The organism is Hymenobacter norwichensis DSM 15439, from assembly GCF_000420705.1.
In the GTDB taxonomy this organism is placed as follows: Bacteria; Bacteroidota; Bacteroidia; order Cytophagales; family Hymenobacteraceae; genus Hymenobacter; species Hymenobacter norwichensis.
This window is the reverse complement of sequence record NZ_ATVL01000008.1, coordinates 801,321-816,611: the sequence shown is the minus strand read 5'-3', so window position 1 is coordinate 816,611 and position 15,291 is coordinate 801,321. Positions and strand designations below refer to the sequence as shown.

Annotated in this window: 8 protein-coding genes; 3 read left to right on the top strand and 5 right to left on the bottom strand. The window is 58.9% G+C overall.

Going from position 1 to position 15,291, the window contains the following annotated elements; genetic code table 11:
- Window positions 1–130: 130 nt before the first annotated feature.
- Window positions 131–364 carry a hypothetical protein gene (locus G536_RS27985; RefSeq protein ID WP_022824301.1) on the bottom strand — a complete coding sequence of 78 codons (234 nt, stop codon included), beginning with the start codon at window positions 362–364 and terminating at the stop codon, window positions 131–133.
- Between the two features lie 182 nt (window positions 365–546).
- Between G536_RS27985 and G536_RS0114350 the strand changes: the two genes are divergently transcribed.
- Window positions 547–936: a group III truncated hemoglobin gene (locus tag G536_RS0114350; protein WP_022824300.1), complete on the top strand. Its 390-nt coding sequence runs from the start codon at window positions 547–549 to the stop codon at window positions 934–936.
- Window positions 937–1,525: 589 nt separating this feature from the next.
- The gene (locus G536_RS0114345; protein WP_022824299.1) at window positions 1,526–2,251 is read left to right on the top strand and encodes a DUF4397 domain-containing protein; all 726 of its coding nucleotides are present in this window, start codon (window positions 1,526–1,528) and stop codon (window positions 2,249–2,251) included.
- 250 nt (window positions 2,252–2,501) lie between these two features.
- Here the strand turns inward: G536_RS0114345 and icd are convergent, their stop codons facing one another.
- The 3 genes from icd to dnaX form a co-directional block, all read right to left on the bottom strand.
- Complete coding sequence (icd, locus tag G536_RS0114340; protein WP_022824298.1) at window positions 2,502–3,764, bottom strand: NADP-dependent isocitrate dehydrogenase; 1,263 nt, start codon at window positions 3,762–3,764, stop codon at window positions 2,502–2,504.
- Between the two features lie 157 nt (window positions 3,765–3,921).
- The gene (locus G536_RS0114335; RefSeq protein WP_022824297.1) at window positions 3,922–6,894 is read right to left on the bottom strand and encodes a M16 family metallopeptidase; all 2,973 of its coding nucleotides are present in this window, start codon (window positions 6,892–6,894) and stop codon (window positions 3,922–3,924) included.
- A gap of 282 nt (window positions 6,895–7,176) precedes the next feature.
- The gene (gene dnaX, locus G536_RS0114330) at window positions 7,177–9,369 is read right to left on the bottom strand and encodes a DNA polymerase III subunit gamma/tau (RefSeq protein ID WP_022824296.1); all 2,193 of its coding nucleotides are present in this window, start codon (window positions 9,367–9,369) and stop codon (window positions 7,177–7,179) included.
- 324 nt (window positions 9,370–9,693) lie between these two features.
- Between dnaX and G536_RS0114325 the strand changes: the two genes are divergently transcribed.
- Complete coding sequence (locus G536_RS0114325) at window positions 9,694–13,806, top strand: hybrid sensor histidine kinase/response regulator transcription factor (RefSeq protein ID WP_022824295.1); 4,113 nt, start codon at window positions 9,694–9,696, stop codon at window positions 13,804–13,806.
- 166 nt (window positions 13,807–13,972) lie between these two features.
- Here the strand turns inward: G536_RS0114325 and G536_RS30735 are convergent, their stop codons facing one another.
- The gene (locus tag G536_RS30735) at window positions 13,973–15,016 is read right to left on the bottom strand and encodes a helix-turn-helix transcriptional regulator (protein ID WP_157530631.1); all 1,044 of its coding nucleotides are present in this window, start codon (window positions 15,014–15,016) and stop codon (window positions 13,973–13,975) included.
- Window positions 15,017–15,291: the final 275 nt, after the last annotated feature.

The window sequence follows — 15,291 nt, the reverse complement described above, 5'->3', positions numbered from 1 at the left end:
CTGCCTGCATCCCAATTCCACACTAGCTTAGGTTCAATAAAATGTTTCAAAAGCCAGAAAGCGCGTTGCCTCTCACGAGTAGAGGTAACGCGCTTTCTGGCTTTTAATGGTGGCTAGGTTAGGGTGCCGACTATCGGCCGATGGTTATTGTGTCGGTAGGGGCTGCGCCGCTGGTGGTAGTGGCCTCCGGGGTTGTTGGCGCAGTGGTAGTGCTGGCGCTTTCGGGGCTGGTGTTGCCTTCCAGCCCGGTTGAATCAGTAGCAGAGCTACTTTCGGTGGTTGTGGTAGCTTCGGTGGTGTCGGGGCTGCCGCACGAGGCAAAAGAGAAAGACGCTACCAAGGCGAGAAACAATGCTTTTTTCATGTATAAGTGTTGTTGTTGAGCAGGCAGCTGTTGCTACGGCACCACTAAAAAGAGCGTCTTCAGGATTAATACTCAACGCCAACGCAGGTAACCCAATTCTGCCACAACACGTGACTAGGCTTGCACAGATTGCTGCTAGTGGTCTATTTAGCCAACTTGTTGCCCATTACTTAATCTACTACATGAGCCATAGCACCCGCTCCGATATCGAGACTGAAGCCGATGTACAACTGTTGGTCGACACGTTCTACCACAAGGTCAACGCTGACGCGTTGCTGGCCCCCGTGTTCAACGACTTTGCCCATGTTGATTGGCCAACTCATCTGCCGAAGATGTATGACTTCTGGAGCGGCCTGTTGTTGCATACCACCCGCTACCAAGGTCGGCCTTTTCTCAAGCACATTCCCTTGCCTATCAATGACTCGCATTTCGAGCAGTGGCTAAGCCTGTTCCTTCGTACAGTGGAAGAATTGTTTGAGGGGCCAGTAGCAGAAACCGCCAAGCTTCGAGCTGGTAGCATTGCGCAAGTGTTTAGCGCCCGCCTACGACCCAACAGCCTTTCCATCCTGTAATTAGCTTTCTAGCTGCTAGAGGCGCTTTGCCATCTTCTGGCAATACCAGGCATCAACGAAAAAAGACCGATTAAAACCAGCGGCACTTCAGGTGCTTGGGGTTTCAATCGGTCTTTTATACAGCTGTAGAAGAAGGATTCGAACCTCCACGGTGTGGTTAGCCGGCCGCCGGACCAGTTTTTCCCGAATCACCACCCCCGAGAGAGGAGGGTATGTCTGCCAGTTTCATCATTCTACAAGGTCTTCCGAACGCCACTTGCGTTCGGAGAATTACAAAAGTAGGCTTTAAAATTTAAAAGGCAAAATAGTGGAACTAAAAAGCAGAAAAAATATCACTGTAGCCGTGTATTGTAGTAATTACTCGCACGTCAAATCAGCTGAGGAGCTGTATACTCATTATTCATTGGAATAGTCTTTTGTGAAGAGAGAGAAGCATTTAGTTAAATGTGTGATGCTTCACTTAACTACGTTGAGAGTCGCTAGGCTTGCTTCAAATAAAAAACGATGGCACCAGCATGTTCGCAAAGCTAATTCATGGTGGCACAGTGTTTGGAACTTGCTGAATACCATTCCCACTATCCGCCTCCATATGAAACACTCCTTACGCCTGTTCTTGGCCGCTTTTCCGCTGCTCGCCGCCTGCCACGACAACAACGAATTACCACAACCTACGCCACCAGTTGTTGAGCAAGGTCAGGTCCGTATCGTCAACAATTTGGCTATAGGAGCCGGTCAGCAGCTGGTGCCAGGTGGCTCTATTCGCTTAGTTGTAGATAGCAAAGAGCTAGGACCAGCCGCGGTGGCAGGCGCGGCTGCACCGTACCAAGCGGTGACGGTAGGCAAGCCAGTGGTGCAGATACTGCTGCCTTATTCTACGGGTAGCGGGTGGGTGCAAATCAATTCGCTCGTCGTGGCCAAAGACAAGCGTTATTCCCTTTTCACGTACAGTGCCGGCACGATGAGCCAAGCTCGGCTGGTGGAAGAACAGGCTCTACCTACTCCCGTTGCCGGCAAAGCCTACGTCCGGGTGCTGAACGTGGCTGCTGAACCGACGCCGGTGCGTATCGAGGAGCCGCAAGCCAGCGCGCCCTTGTACTCGGAAGTGACTTGGGGCAACGTCACGAGCTATCAGGCCGTGGATGCCCGCACGTATACGCTGCAAACTACCCGTACCAATAGTACACAGGCGCAACTGTTCACCCAATCAACTGCTCTAGCGTCTGGTAAGGCCTACACCCTGGTATTGCGCGGGAGCACCTACCCAGATGCCGCCGTCTCCGAGAAGCTCGCCTTTGATGTGGTGGTAGATGAATAGCTGTCTTTTTATCTAGACGCAGAGCGGGCAGCCCCTATGAGTTGCCCGCCCTGCGTTATGGTGGCATGCGGTATGTTAGTATAGTATATAACCAGTGCTAGGCATGTTTAGCGAAGCGTGGCTCGTAACAGATAAATCAGATACGGAAAATGGGTGGTAGAATTTTGCTGGATGCTTATTCAAGCAAAACCCCGCGTCAGCCTTATAGCCAACGCGGGGTTTTATTGTTTAAGTGGCTACTGCCAAGCTACTACATCTGGTTGATAACCTCGTCACCGAACTCGCTGCATTTCAGCAGGGTGGCGCCTTCCATCAGACGCTCGAAATCATAAGTGACGCGCTTGGAGGCAATGGCGGCTTCCAGGCCCTTGTAGATCAGGTCAGCGGCTTCCTGCCAGCCCAAGTGTTCCAGCATCATGGCACCAGAGAGGATAACCGAGCCGGGGTTTACTTTGTCCTGGCCGGCGTACTTGGGTGCCGTGCCGTGGGTGGCCTCGAAGATGGCGTGGCCGGTGAGGTAATTGATGTTGGCACCCGGTGCAATACCGATGCCACCCACAATGGCGGCCAGTGCGTCGGAGATATAGTCGCCGTTCAGGTTCAGGGTGGCTACCACCGAGTACTCGGCGGGGCGGAGCAGAATCTGCTGCAAGAAGGCATCGGCAATGCTGTCCTTAATCAGGATTTTGCCACCGTCGAGAGCGGCTTTCTGCTGGGCATCGGCTACTTCCTGGCCCTGCTTGGCCAACACTTTATCGTACTGGCTCCAGGTGTACACTTTGTCGCCGAACTCCTTCTCGGCCAGCTCGTAGCCCCAAGTTTTGAAGGCGCCTTCCGTGAACTTCATGATGTTGCCTTTGTGCACAATCGTTACCGATGGCTTTTTGTGCTCAATGGCGTACAGGATAGCCGCGCGCACTAGCCGCTCGGTGCCTTCCTTGGAAACCGGCTTGATGCCAAACGACGACGTTTCAGGAAAGCGGATTTTCTTCACGCCCATCTCGTCTTGCAGGAATTCCAGCATTTTCTGGGCCTGCGGGGTGCCGTTCATGTACTCAATACCGGCGTAAATGTCCTCGGTGTTTTCGCGGAAGATTACCATGTCGGTCAGCTCGGGGTGCTTCACGGGTGAAGGCACGCCCTCAAACCACCGCACGGGCCGCACGCAGGCATACAAGTCCAGTTCCTGGCGCAAGGCCACGTTCAGGCTCCGAATACCGCCGCCTACCGGCGTGGTCAGGGGGCCTTTAATGCCCACCAGGTATTCGCGGAAGGCTTCCAGCGTTTCGTTGGGCAGCCAGTTGTTGGTTTGCTTGAACGACTTTTCACCGGCCAATACTTCTTTCCACACCAGTTTGCGCGAACCACCATAGGCTTTTTCCACGGCTGCGTTGAACACTCGCACAGAGGCAGCCCAAATGTCCGGACCCGTACCATCACCCTCAATGAAGGGAATGATAGGCTGGTCAGGTACATTCAATTTGCCGTTTTTGATGGTGATTTTTTCTGCCATTTGGAAAGGTGTCAGTTGTAAAGTGACGGTTACTGGTGTTTTGATAGTTAGTTTTTAGGGCATAGTGCGTAGTACCTGCGGCTTAGTCGATACAGTAAGCTGTTCTGGTTTCAAGAAACAGCCTAAGCACCAATCCCGAGGTACTACGCACTAAAAATCAGTAGCCGAAAATCTCTTTCAGCGTGAGTTGCTGAAGCTGGCCGTATTTGGCTAGCTCCTTGAAATTGAGGCGGTCTTTCGAGCCAATGACCAAGATGGTCTGGTTCTGACCTTTCACGCGCGCCTGCTGGAATTTTTGCAGGTCGGCGAAGCTCATGTTGGGGGTTTGGTCATACACGTCGCGGCGCAAATCGTAGTCGAGGCCGAGGCGCTTGGCGCGCTCGTAGCTGAACAGGACGTCGGACTTGGTGATGCGCTCCGTGGCAATGCTGTTGCGGATGGCGTTTTTGGCGATTTGCAGGTTGGCTTCGGCCACCGGCATGTCATTGAGCAAGGTGTTCATGCCCGCCATAGCCTCGGGCAACTTGTCGCTCTGCGTACCGATGTAGCTCATGTTGTAGCTGCTGCGGCCCACCTTATCTGCATTAGCAAAGCGCGACGAAGCCGAGTAGGCCAGCGCCTTCGATTCGCGCAGTTCCTGAAACACGATACTGCCCATGCTGCCGCCGAAATACTCGTTGTAGAGGCTGGTAGTTGGCACAATGGCTTTGTCGTAGACGGGGCCTTTGCTCAGGAATAGGATTTCGGCCTGCACCATATTGTAGTCCACCCAATAGACCTTACGCGAGTTCATAGGTTGCTCCGCGAAGTCTTTGTTGGCTGGTACCGGCGTGAGCTTGGCGGGCACGCGGTGCGTAGTGTTCAGCGTAGTTGTGAGGCCATCGGCTGCACGCGGCCCATAATACAGCACGCGGTGCTGATAGGTCGGGATACTCTTGACGAGGGCCGTAAGCTGCTCAGGTTTCAGGGCCTTCAGCTCTTTCTCGCTGAGCTGGGTAGTGAACGGGTTCTTGGGGCCGTACTTGGCGAAGTTCACCATGGCCTGACTCAATATCACCTGCTTGTTGAGCTTGGCATCCTGGCGCGACTTCAGCACGCCGGCCACCATGTTCTTGAGGGCAGCGGCATCGGGCTTGGGCGCGTTCAGCACGCTTTCGAACAACTGCAACGCCGGCTCCATGTTGCTGTCGAGGCCACTGAGGCTCACGTAAATCCGGTCCTGGCCGCTGCTTACCGCAAATGAGCAACCCAGCTTGTAGAACTCCTGCTGCAACTGCTCGGCCGAGTACTTATCGGTGCCGAGGTACTGGAGGTAGTCGGCGGCGAGGCCCAACTTGGGGTCGTTGTTGGTGCCCAGGTCGAGCAGGTAGTATAGGTTGAAGAGGTTGTTTTCGGTGTTGCGGGTGTAGAACACCGGAATGCCCGAAGCCAGCTTGGTTTCCTGAATATCCTTCTTGTAATCCAGAAACACCGGCTGCAGGTCAGGGGCGCTGAGGCCAGTTACCTGCTTGTAGAAGTCGGAGGCCACTTCGCGGTTCACGGGCACGGGCGTAATGGCGGGCTTCACCACCTTCACCGCGTTGGGGTCTTTGCCGGTCCGCTTGTTGATAACAGCGTAGCCGGGGCCGTAATACTGGTTGGCCACGCGCATCACTTCTTCCTTGGTAATGGTGCCGAAGTCGTTGATTTGCTTGAGGTAATCCTGCCAGTTTTGCCGCGCCACAAAGGCATCAACGAAGGCACCGGCGCGGGCTTCGTTGCTTTCGTAGCTCTTGGTGCGTTGCAGCTTCTCGTTGTTGATGATGGCTGGAATCAGCCACTCCGGAAAGTCGCCTTTTTTCACTTTGTCGAGCTGCGCCAACAGCAGGCCGCGCACCTCTTCCAATTTCTGGCCCTGGCGTGGGGTGGCGTACAGCACGTGGGCGCTGTAGTCGTTGTTGAGCATCGTGAAAGAAGCCGCCTGCAATACCTTCTGCTGCTGGTTAAGGTTGAGGTCAATCAAGCCGGCCTGCCCGTTGGTCAGAATCTTGTCCATCATGCGCAGCACCAGCGCCTCGCGGGAGGTAGAGCCGGGGAAACGGAAGCCGAGCATCACGTTTTCAGCATCGGGGCCCACTATTTCCTTCACAATGGGCGCCGTAATGGGCGCTTCTTGTGCTACCTCAAACGCTGGCACCGGCTTGCTTTGCAGCTTGCCGAAATACTGGTCGATGATGCGGATGGTCTGGTCGTAGTCCAGGTCGCCGCTGAGGCATAGCGCCACGTTGTTGGGCACGTAGTACTTCTCGAAATACCGCTTAATCTCCGTAATGGACGGATTTTGCAGGTGCTCGATGGTACCAATGGTGGTTTGGGTGCCGTACGGGTGCTTCAGGAACAAGCTGCCGTTCAGCGCCTCAAACTCCTTCGAGAAGTCGTTATCGAGGCCTCGGTTCTTCTCCTCGTATACGGCCTCCAACTCGGTGTGGAACAGGCGCGGTACCATCTCGCCTAGCCGCTCACTCTGGATGGCGGCCCACTTCTCAATCTGGTTGCTCGGAATGTCTTCCTGGTACACCGTCTGCTCGACGGAAGTGTAGGCATTGGAGCCTTTTGCGCCAATGGCGCCCATCACCTTGTCGTACTCGCTGGCCACGGCGTACTTGGCCGCTACGCTGGAAATCGAGTCTATTTGATGGTAGGTGCGCTTGCGAGCGGCGGGGTCGTTGCGCTGGCTGCGGTACTGCTCGTACAGCGCCTCAATCTTGTCCAACTCGGTTTTTTCGGCGGCCCAGTTTTGGGTGCCTAGCTTGGACGTACCCTTGAACACCATGTGCTCCAGGTAGTGCGCTAGGCCGGTAGCCGTGGCAGGGTCATTCTTGGAGCCGGCGCGCACCGCCAGATACGTCTGGATGCGCGGGGCGTCTTCGTAATCAGAGAGGTAAACGGTCAGGCCGTTATCCAGGGTGTAGATGCGCGCTTTGAGTGGGTCGCCTTCTACGGTTTGGTACTTGTAGTCTTTCTGCTTGGCCGGAGCTGCATCAACGGTGGGGGCGGTGGTAGTGGCCGAGGCGCTGGGCTTGCTGGTTTGGCACTGCGTGAGGCCGAGAGTTGCCAGCACTGGAATGAGAAGCAGAGAAGTTTTTTTCACAAGTTGGCTGGCGCGGCAGTAAGCAGTTTAGAACGGGATTAAGGAGTCAAAGATAGGCGGACCCCCTGGGAATAAAAAGCTCAGCTTAGCCCTAAATCCCCCTCCACGGCCTCGAAGTGGGAAATTTTATGTATGAGAAGCACGAATCCAGTAAGAACCAGGAGCTCGTTGGCAAGCTGTGCCGCAAACGTTTGCCTTATACTAAATAAACCAGCTACGCTGAACAGGTTTCAGCATAACCGGTAACTGGTACGGGTACACATGTCGCGCCGGGCGGCGCTTTTAGTCGGCATCCAGGCCCAAGCGCTGCTTCATTTCGGCCAGCATCGGGAATTTCTCCATCAGGTATTCCAGCTTGTCGGTGGCGGTGTAGAGCTTGCGGCCGGTGTCTTGTTGCTCCACTACCTCGGCCTGCACGTTGAGGCGCGGGTAGCCGGTGCGGCGGCGCAATTCTCCTAGGAAGCCCGCCCGGAATTCGTTGAACTGGTCTTCCTGCACGGGGTTGTCTACGCGCAGCTGAATCATATGGTGCGCGTCGGCCGCTATGGGACGGTTCAGAACACCAAATTCACTCATGCTGTGCGCTTTGCGTTCCTCAGTCAGCTCTTTCCACACGCGTTGCAACAAGGCATCGTCGATGGGCGGCAGGCCGGTAACGGGGCCGCTGGGCTCGGTGTCAGCAACCACTTTGCTGGCGGCGGCTTGCTCGGCCATCTGGGCCTGCATGTCTTTGAGGCTACCTAGGCCGGGCAGCTTGCTGGTAAGGCCCAATGGCTTGCCCATGAGCGGCATACCCGGGCGGGGCGGGAGCGGGGCCGCCGTTACGGGCGTCTGGCCCGGCTCGTGGCCGGCTATGCTGGGTTTGCCAATCTCAACGTGCGGTACCGTGTCGCGCAGCTTGCTGGTGGTGGGCACCTCCGTGGCGGCCTCGTCCTCAATGCTGGGCGTGTCGTGCAGCTCTTCCACGCCGCTTTCTACCGGCACAATCGGCTCGGGGTCGGCGGGGGCGTGGGCTAGCGGTTCGTTGCTTGTTGCTTGTTGCTCGTTGTTAGCTTTTTGAGCTGCAACCGGTGGTGCCGCGCCATTTAGAGCGCCGTAGGCGGCAGGGGCTTCGGCAGTCCCGTCAGCAACGAGCTGGCCGTTGGTGGTCGGCGGGGGCGGGGCCGGCGCTGATGCGGCAGGCGGCGCTACGCTACTTTTTTTTTTCGCCTCGCCGTTGCTAGGCGAAGCGCTGCCGCTGGCGGCGGGGCCGGCGCTCAGGTCGCGGGCAAACTGCACGGCGCCGTTGAGGTAGGCCAGTTTCATGAGCGTCAGCTCGACGTGTAGGCGCTGGTTTTTGGCCTGCTTGAATTCCCGGTCGCAGAGGCTCACCAGGTTCAGGGCCGACAGCAGAAACGACAACGATGCATCCTGCGCCTGCTGCACGTAGCGGCTCCGGATGTTGTCGGATACTTCCAGCAACTGCACCGTCACGGGGTCTTTGCACACCAGCAGGCCGCGCAAATGCTCGGCCGCGCCCACCACGAAGTTGTGCAAATCGAAACCGTTCTGCATAATCTCCTCCAGCAAGAGCAGCGTGGCCGACAGATTCTCGGTCAGCAGGCCGTCTACCAACCGGAAATAGTACTCGTAATCCAGAATGTGCAGGTTCTGCACCACGTCCTTGTAGGTGAGGTCATGGCCCGAGAAGGTCACCATCTGGTCGAACATGCTCAGGGCGTCGCGCAGGCCGCCGTCGGCCTTTTGGGCCAGCAGGTGCAGGGCGTCGTCTTCGGCCTTGATGTTTTCCTGGGTGGCTACATGGCGCAAGTGCCCTCGGATATCGTCTACCCGAATCCGGTTGAAATCGAAAATCTGGCAGCGCGACAGAATGGTGGGTATAATCTTGTGCCGCTCGGTGGTAGCCAATATGAATATGGCGTAGCCCGGCGGCTCTTCCAGCGTCTTCAGAAAGGCGTTAAAGGCCGCATTCGAGAGCATGTGCACTTCGTCGATGATATACACCTTGAAGCGGCCTTGCTGCGGCGCGTAACGCACCTGCTCCACCAAGCTGCGGATGTCTTCCACCGAGTTGTTGGAAGCGGCGTCCAGTTCGTGCACGTTGAACGAGGCGTTTTCCTGAAACGCCCGGCACGACGAACATTTGCCGCAGGCTTCCAGCTCGAATGGCGTATTGTCGGGGTCCTGAGTTGTGAGCAGCGCATCCGGCACGATGTCGGGCTGGGTTTCAATCAGCTCGGAAACCGGCCGGCTTTTGCGCACGTGCTCCTCTACGAATTCGCAGTTGATGGTTTTGGCCAGAATCCGGGCGCAGGTGGTTTTGCCCACTCCCCGCGGACCACAAAACAAGAACGCCTGCGCCAGATGTTGGCTGGCAATGGCGTTTTGCAGGGTGGTGGTGACATGCTGTTGGCCGACCACGCTGCGAAACGTGGCGGGACGGTATTTGCGGGCTGAAACGACGAAATTCTCCATAGCTACTAGCTACAAAGATATCCCGAAAAGCCGGGGTTTGGAAGGCTTTTGGCATCCGGCTGAGTGCCATCAGCTCTGAGTAATTTCACTCATGCAAGGCCACTGGCACCCTGGTAGCTTTGCGACCGGCCGGGGCTGTACAAAACCTAGAACCACTAGAAAGCCCGCCGCTTACCAGTACTGATTCAATGATATGGCGCACTTCGGTTACGATAATGTAGCCTATATATTTAGCAGTTAGTTCTTGTAGTAGTCTTGTCTTCAGTGTTTAACAGTAGTGAGTGGTTGGGCTGATGCCGGCTGCTTTTTTCGATTCGCGCCCTAATGTTCCACCGTGCTGTTGCTCTGTACTGCTGCCTGCTACTGGCCTTCTGGGGGCTGGGCACCGGCGCGCGTCCGGCAACGGCGCAGTCCTTGGCTTCGCGGGTATACACCTTGGCCGATGGGCTGCCGCAAAGCACCGTGTATGCGCTAACCCAAGACAGCCAAGGGCAGCTATGGGCGGGTACACAAGGCGGGGCCAGCTGGTTTGACGGGCACCGATTCCAAACACTGGACACCCGCAGCGGCCTGCCCGACAACCACGTAACGGCGCTGGCGGCTGGTCCGGCTGGCGGCGTATGGCTGGGGCATTACTATGGGGCGGTGTCGGCGGTGAATGCGGCCGGCCGGGTGCGCGCTGTCGGCCCTCAGGGCTGGCGAGCCCGCGGTACGGTGCGGCAACTGTTGACTGTTGGAACTGCCGCGCAGCCGCTGCTGTGGGTGGCTACCGCCGGTGATGGTCTGTATGCTCTTGATTCGCGCTTGAACCGCCAACTGCTGCACCGCACCCGCCGGGAGGGCCTGCCCTCCGATTCAGTGAATCAGCTCTGTTTATTGGCTTCAACCGGCCAGCTGTGGGTGGCCACTACGCGTGGCCTGAGCGTGCTCGATGCGGCAACCGGGCAAGTACTGCCCGCCGAGAAACTGCCGGCCGAAGTGACCCGCCAACCCGTAAATTCTGTATTTCGGGTGACAGACAACAACGTGTGGTGCGCCACCAACAACGGACTGTTCCACCTTACTCGGCCGCCTGGTGCCCCCTGGCGCGTGCAACGCCTTAGCACCGCCGAAGGCCTCTGCGACAACCGAGTGCTGCGCGTGCTGCAAGACCGGCTGGGGCGCGTGTGGTTACTAACCCCAACCGGTATTGGCGAGCTGGAAAACGGCCAGCCCCGCTGTTTCCGCGGCCCATTGCTGCAACGCCGAGACCAGCTAACAGCCGATATGCTAGAAGACCGGGAAGGCAGCGTATGGCTGGTGCTCGACGACGGAATCCTGCAACACATTCCCGACGAGCGGTTTGCGCTGTTTGGGGCCGCCGATGGTTTGCCCGACCCCGACGTGCGCAGCATCTTGCCCCGCCCCGGCGGCGAGTATTGGGTGGGCACGCGCGGCGGCTTACAAATCCTGCAACCTGCCGCCCCAGACGGCCAACGTTTCCGGCCGGGGCACCGGCGGCCGGGCGGCAGCGACGCCAATTTCGTGCAGGCCTTGTTCGAGGACTCGCGTGGCCGGGTGTGGCTGGGTTGCCGCGCGGGCGGCGCGGTGTGGGAGCCGGCCACGCAACGCTGGCGCGAGCTAAGCAACCTGCGGGGGCTGGCCCGGCAGCACATTCTCAGCTTTGCCGAAGACCCGCGCGGGCGTATTTGGGCGGCCACTCGCCGGGCCGGTGTCAGTGTGCTAGGTGCGTCGGGTACCGAAGTGGTCCGAACTTATGATGCCGCTTCCGAATTAGGCACCGCAGCCCTGTGGAAAGTGTTCCGCGACCGGACCGGCACGCTCTGGCTGGGTACCGACGATCGGGGCCTGGTGCGCGTAACGCTGGCCGCCACCAACCAGCAGCCCGACCGATTTCAGCGCGTGGATGGTAGGCCGGGGCGGCTAAGTGTCGGGTCTATTTCCGAAGGCCAGCAGGGGCGGCTTTGGCTGGGGAGCATTGGGGAAGGGCTACTGTGTTTCGATGGCAACACCACCCGCGGCTTCGGCCCCGAAGCCGGTTTGCACTCCAACAATCCATATTTCGCCCAGGCCGATGCCACGGGCCACGTGTGGGTGGGTACCAACCTCGGCCTCGACCGGTTCACTCCGGCTACGGGCCGCACCGTGAGCTACGGGCCGGCCGAAGGTTTTCTGGGGCAGGAAACCAACCAAAACGCGGTGGTGCTGGAACCAGGTGGGCGCTTGTGGATAGGCACCGTGAACGGGGTGATGCGCTACGACCCTACGCAGGCGCGGCCCAACCGGGTGCCCCCCGCCACGCGTCTACGCGGGCTGCGCATTTTCATGCAGGATACGGTGGTGCCAGCGGGCGTGATGCTGCCCCACAGCCTCAACCACCTCACCTTCGATTACGTGGGCGTGAGCCTCACCAACCTGGCCAAGGTACAGTACCGCTACCGCCTCGCGGGCTTTGACCGGCGCTGGACGGGGCCGCTGGCCGCTACCTCGGCCACTTACACCAACCTACCCCCCGGCGACTACACCTTCGAGGTGCAAGCTGCCAACAACGACGGGGTTTGGAACCCACGGCCCGCCACGTTTGCCTTCACCATTCGGCCGCCGTGGTGGCGCACGTGGTGGGCATATTTGCTGTACACAGGCATGTTTGGGGCGGTGCTTTACGGGGTGCGGCGCGTGACGCAGCAGCGGGAGCGGGAGCGGGCCAACCGGCAGTTGGAGAGGCAAGCGCTAGAGCATTTGCAGGTGCTGGACCGGATGAAGTCCGACTTTTTTGCCAACATCAGCCACGAGTTCCGGACGCCGCTTACCCTCATTTTGGGCCCCGCCGAGCAGCTCGCCGACAACCCGCCCACCGACCCGGCCCTGGTGCGCAAGCAAAGCAGCTTGGTGGTGCGGCATGCCCGCAAGCTGCTGCGCCTCATCAATCAGCTGCTGGACTTGAGCAAGCTCGAAGCTGGCGCCTTGCAGCTCAACCTGGTGCCCGCCGATGCGGCTACATTCGGTACCCGGCTGCTGGGCTCGTTCACTTCTATGGCCCACTCTCAGGGCGTGGCGTTGCAGCTGCGCACGCCTGGCAGGCCCGTGCCGCTTGTCTTCGACCCCGAAAAGCTGGAAGATGTTCTTTCCAACCTGCTGGCCAATGCCCTGCGTTTCACGCCTACCGGGGGCGAGGTGACCCTGGAAGTCCGGGAAGACGCTGCCAGCCCCGCCGCTCCTTTGGGAGCCGTCAGCTTTGTGGTCAGCGACACGGGTACCGGTATTGCGCCTGAGCATCAGGCCCGACTTTTCGACCGGTTTTACCAGGCCGCCAGCTCCGACGCCACGATGCCCCGCACGGGTACCGGCCTAGGTTTGGCGCTGGTGAAAGAGCTGACCGAGCTGCACGGCGGCACCGTGGCTGTAGCGAGTGAAGTAGGCCAGGGGGCAGTATTCACGGTGCAACTGCCCCGCTATCAGGCCCCAGCTGCGCCAGAAGTCACGCCCGCACCACCCGCCGAAGTTCACCCCCAGCTACTCGCAGCTGCTACACTGGAAATGGCAGACTTTGAGGTAGCGGACAGCGTGGCCGCGGTGAAGGATACAGACGGAGCTGCGGAAGCCGACGTAGTACTGATTATTGAGGACCACCCCGATGTGCGCCAGTTCATTCGCGAATCGTTGGCGGAGGATGGGTACCAGTTGTTGGAAGCCCCCGACGGTACGGCCGGCGTGCAACTGGCCCGTGATACCGTGCCCGACCTTGTTCTTTCCGACGTGATGATGCCGCCCGGCCCCGACGGTTATCAAGTGTGCGAACAACTCAAAACCGACCCCGCCACCTCGCACATTCCGGTGGTGCTGCTCACGGCCCGTGCCGACCCGCACGACAAGCTCCAAGGTCTTGAAACCGGCGCCGACTCCTACCTCGCCAAGCCGTTCAACCCGCGGGAACTGCGGGCGCAAGTGCGCAACCTGCTGGCGCTACGGCGGCGCCTGCAAAGCCGGTTTGCCGTGTCAGGGGCCGTAGCGCCAGTGGCCACGCCAACTGCCGCCGCGCCTCAAAGCATGGCCGTGGTTCCTTCCCTGCTACTTTCTCCGCTGGAGCAGCACGCCGCCGCCGTGGCAGCGCTGCCGTCCCTCGACCAGGCCTTCCTGCGCCGCGTGGAGCAAGCCGTAGAAAGCCACCTCGACGACGGTGAATTCAGCGTGGAAACCCTCAGTCAAGAAGTTGCCCTGAGCCGGGCGCAACTGCACCGCAAGCTGAAAGCCCTCACCGGCCAAGCGCCCAGCGACTTTATTCGAACCACCCGGCTACTACGCGCCCATGCTCTGCTGCAAGGCCAGGTCGGCAACGTGGCGGAAGTGGCTTATCTGGTAGGTTTCAACAGCCCCACGCATTTCAGTACCAGCTTCAGCAAGCATTTCGGTCACCCACCAAGTGAGGTAAGAAGCTAAAGCTGTGCATCTAGCTCCCCTCCTTTTTTCAAGGAGGGGTGGCCGCAAGCCAGGGTGGTAAAACCGTCAGAACAGTATCTAGCTCTAGCTTTCTACTTTTAGATAACCACCCCCAACCCCTCCTTGGAAAAAGGAGGGGAGCTAGCTTATTAGCCTCTAGCCTCGCTCACGCCAACGCCCAGCGGACGGCGGCGGTGCGGCTATCGACGTTGAGCTTGGAGTAGATATTTTGCAGGTGGTTTTGGGTGGTGCGTAAGCTGATGCCGCAGACTTGGCTGATGGCTTTGTCGGGGAGGCCTTGGGTGAGATGGAACAGCACTTGCGCTTCCCGAGGTGTGAGGCCGAGGCGTTGCAGGGCTGCCGCAGAAGGCAACGCCCGCTCGTCTAACAAGAGCAGCAACTCACCCGCCCCGGTCGGAATAAGGCGTACGCTCAACTCCGTGTGCTCGGCGCGGTGCACGAAGTCGGCAAGGGGCATTTGGGGCGCGGTACGGTATTGGTGCAGCCACCAGAGCAACATGCTGGGAAGCGGGCGGCCCTGAAAGGAAGTCAGCCCGAAGTGCCCCCGCAGCAACCGCTCGGCGGTAGGGTCGCAGGAAAGCAGGGAGCCGGTGGCATTAATGCGAGCCAACCCCGTAGTGGCGCTGGCCCCGATGGTGGCGGGCGTGGGCTGCTGTAGCCGCGCCACGGTGAGGGCATTGCGCACGGCTGCCACGAAGTGCGGCCGGAGCAAGCTGATGATGGTGCGCTCGTCCTCGGTAAAGTCGCGGTGGCGGCGGTTGAGGGCGCAGGTAATCCAGCCGTGGTTGGGCACATCCATGCCCGTGATGAGCTGGTGGGTGAGGGAGTAGGGCCGGTAGAAGTCGTTGAAGAGGGTGGTGCGAAAATACTGCTCCATGTGGCAGAAGTCGCTGGTGCGCATGGCCTCGGGCCGCCGCTGAACGATAATCTCCTGAAACAGCGGGTGCTGAAACAAATGCGCTTGCAACACTGGGAAATCGGCGGCGGCCCAGGTGTCTTGTGGGTACGAGCCCAAGTGCCCAATGCGGCCAGCCGGGTCGAACCCATCGAAGCAAGCCGTTTCACTGCTAACCGCCCGCGCCGCCGCCTCCGACATCCGGTCGAACAGCGAATCGGGCGTTACGTCGGTGTGCAGCACTTCGATGGCCTCCAGCAGGCGGGCCATGGATTGGTAGGCTAAGTGAGGCATAAAAACGGCGGCTAAGAACGGGGCAAAGGGGCGGTTGCTGAGCTATATAGAGACTAGGTAATAATACTCATTTCTGGCGGTTTGCTGCCCGATAGTTTTGGCTTTTCATCAGGCTTGCCTCAGCGCCCGGGCTGTAGCCACGACCCCACAGTTCCCTTTTTCCGGTCAAAAAAACCTTGGGTTTGCCATGCGTTGCGACCAGCGCATACGCCTTTGCGACCTGCGTGAATGTCGTGCGACGATGGCTGTTCTTTCTTTGTGATGTCGTCAAGTGG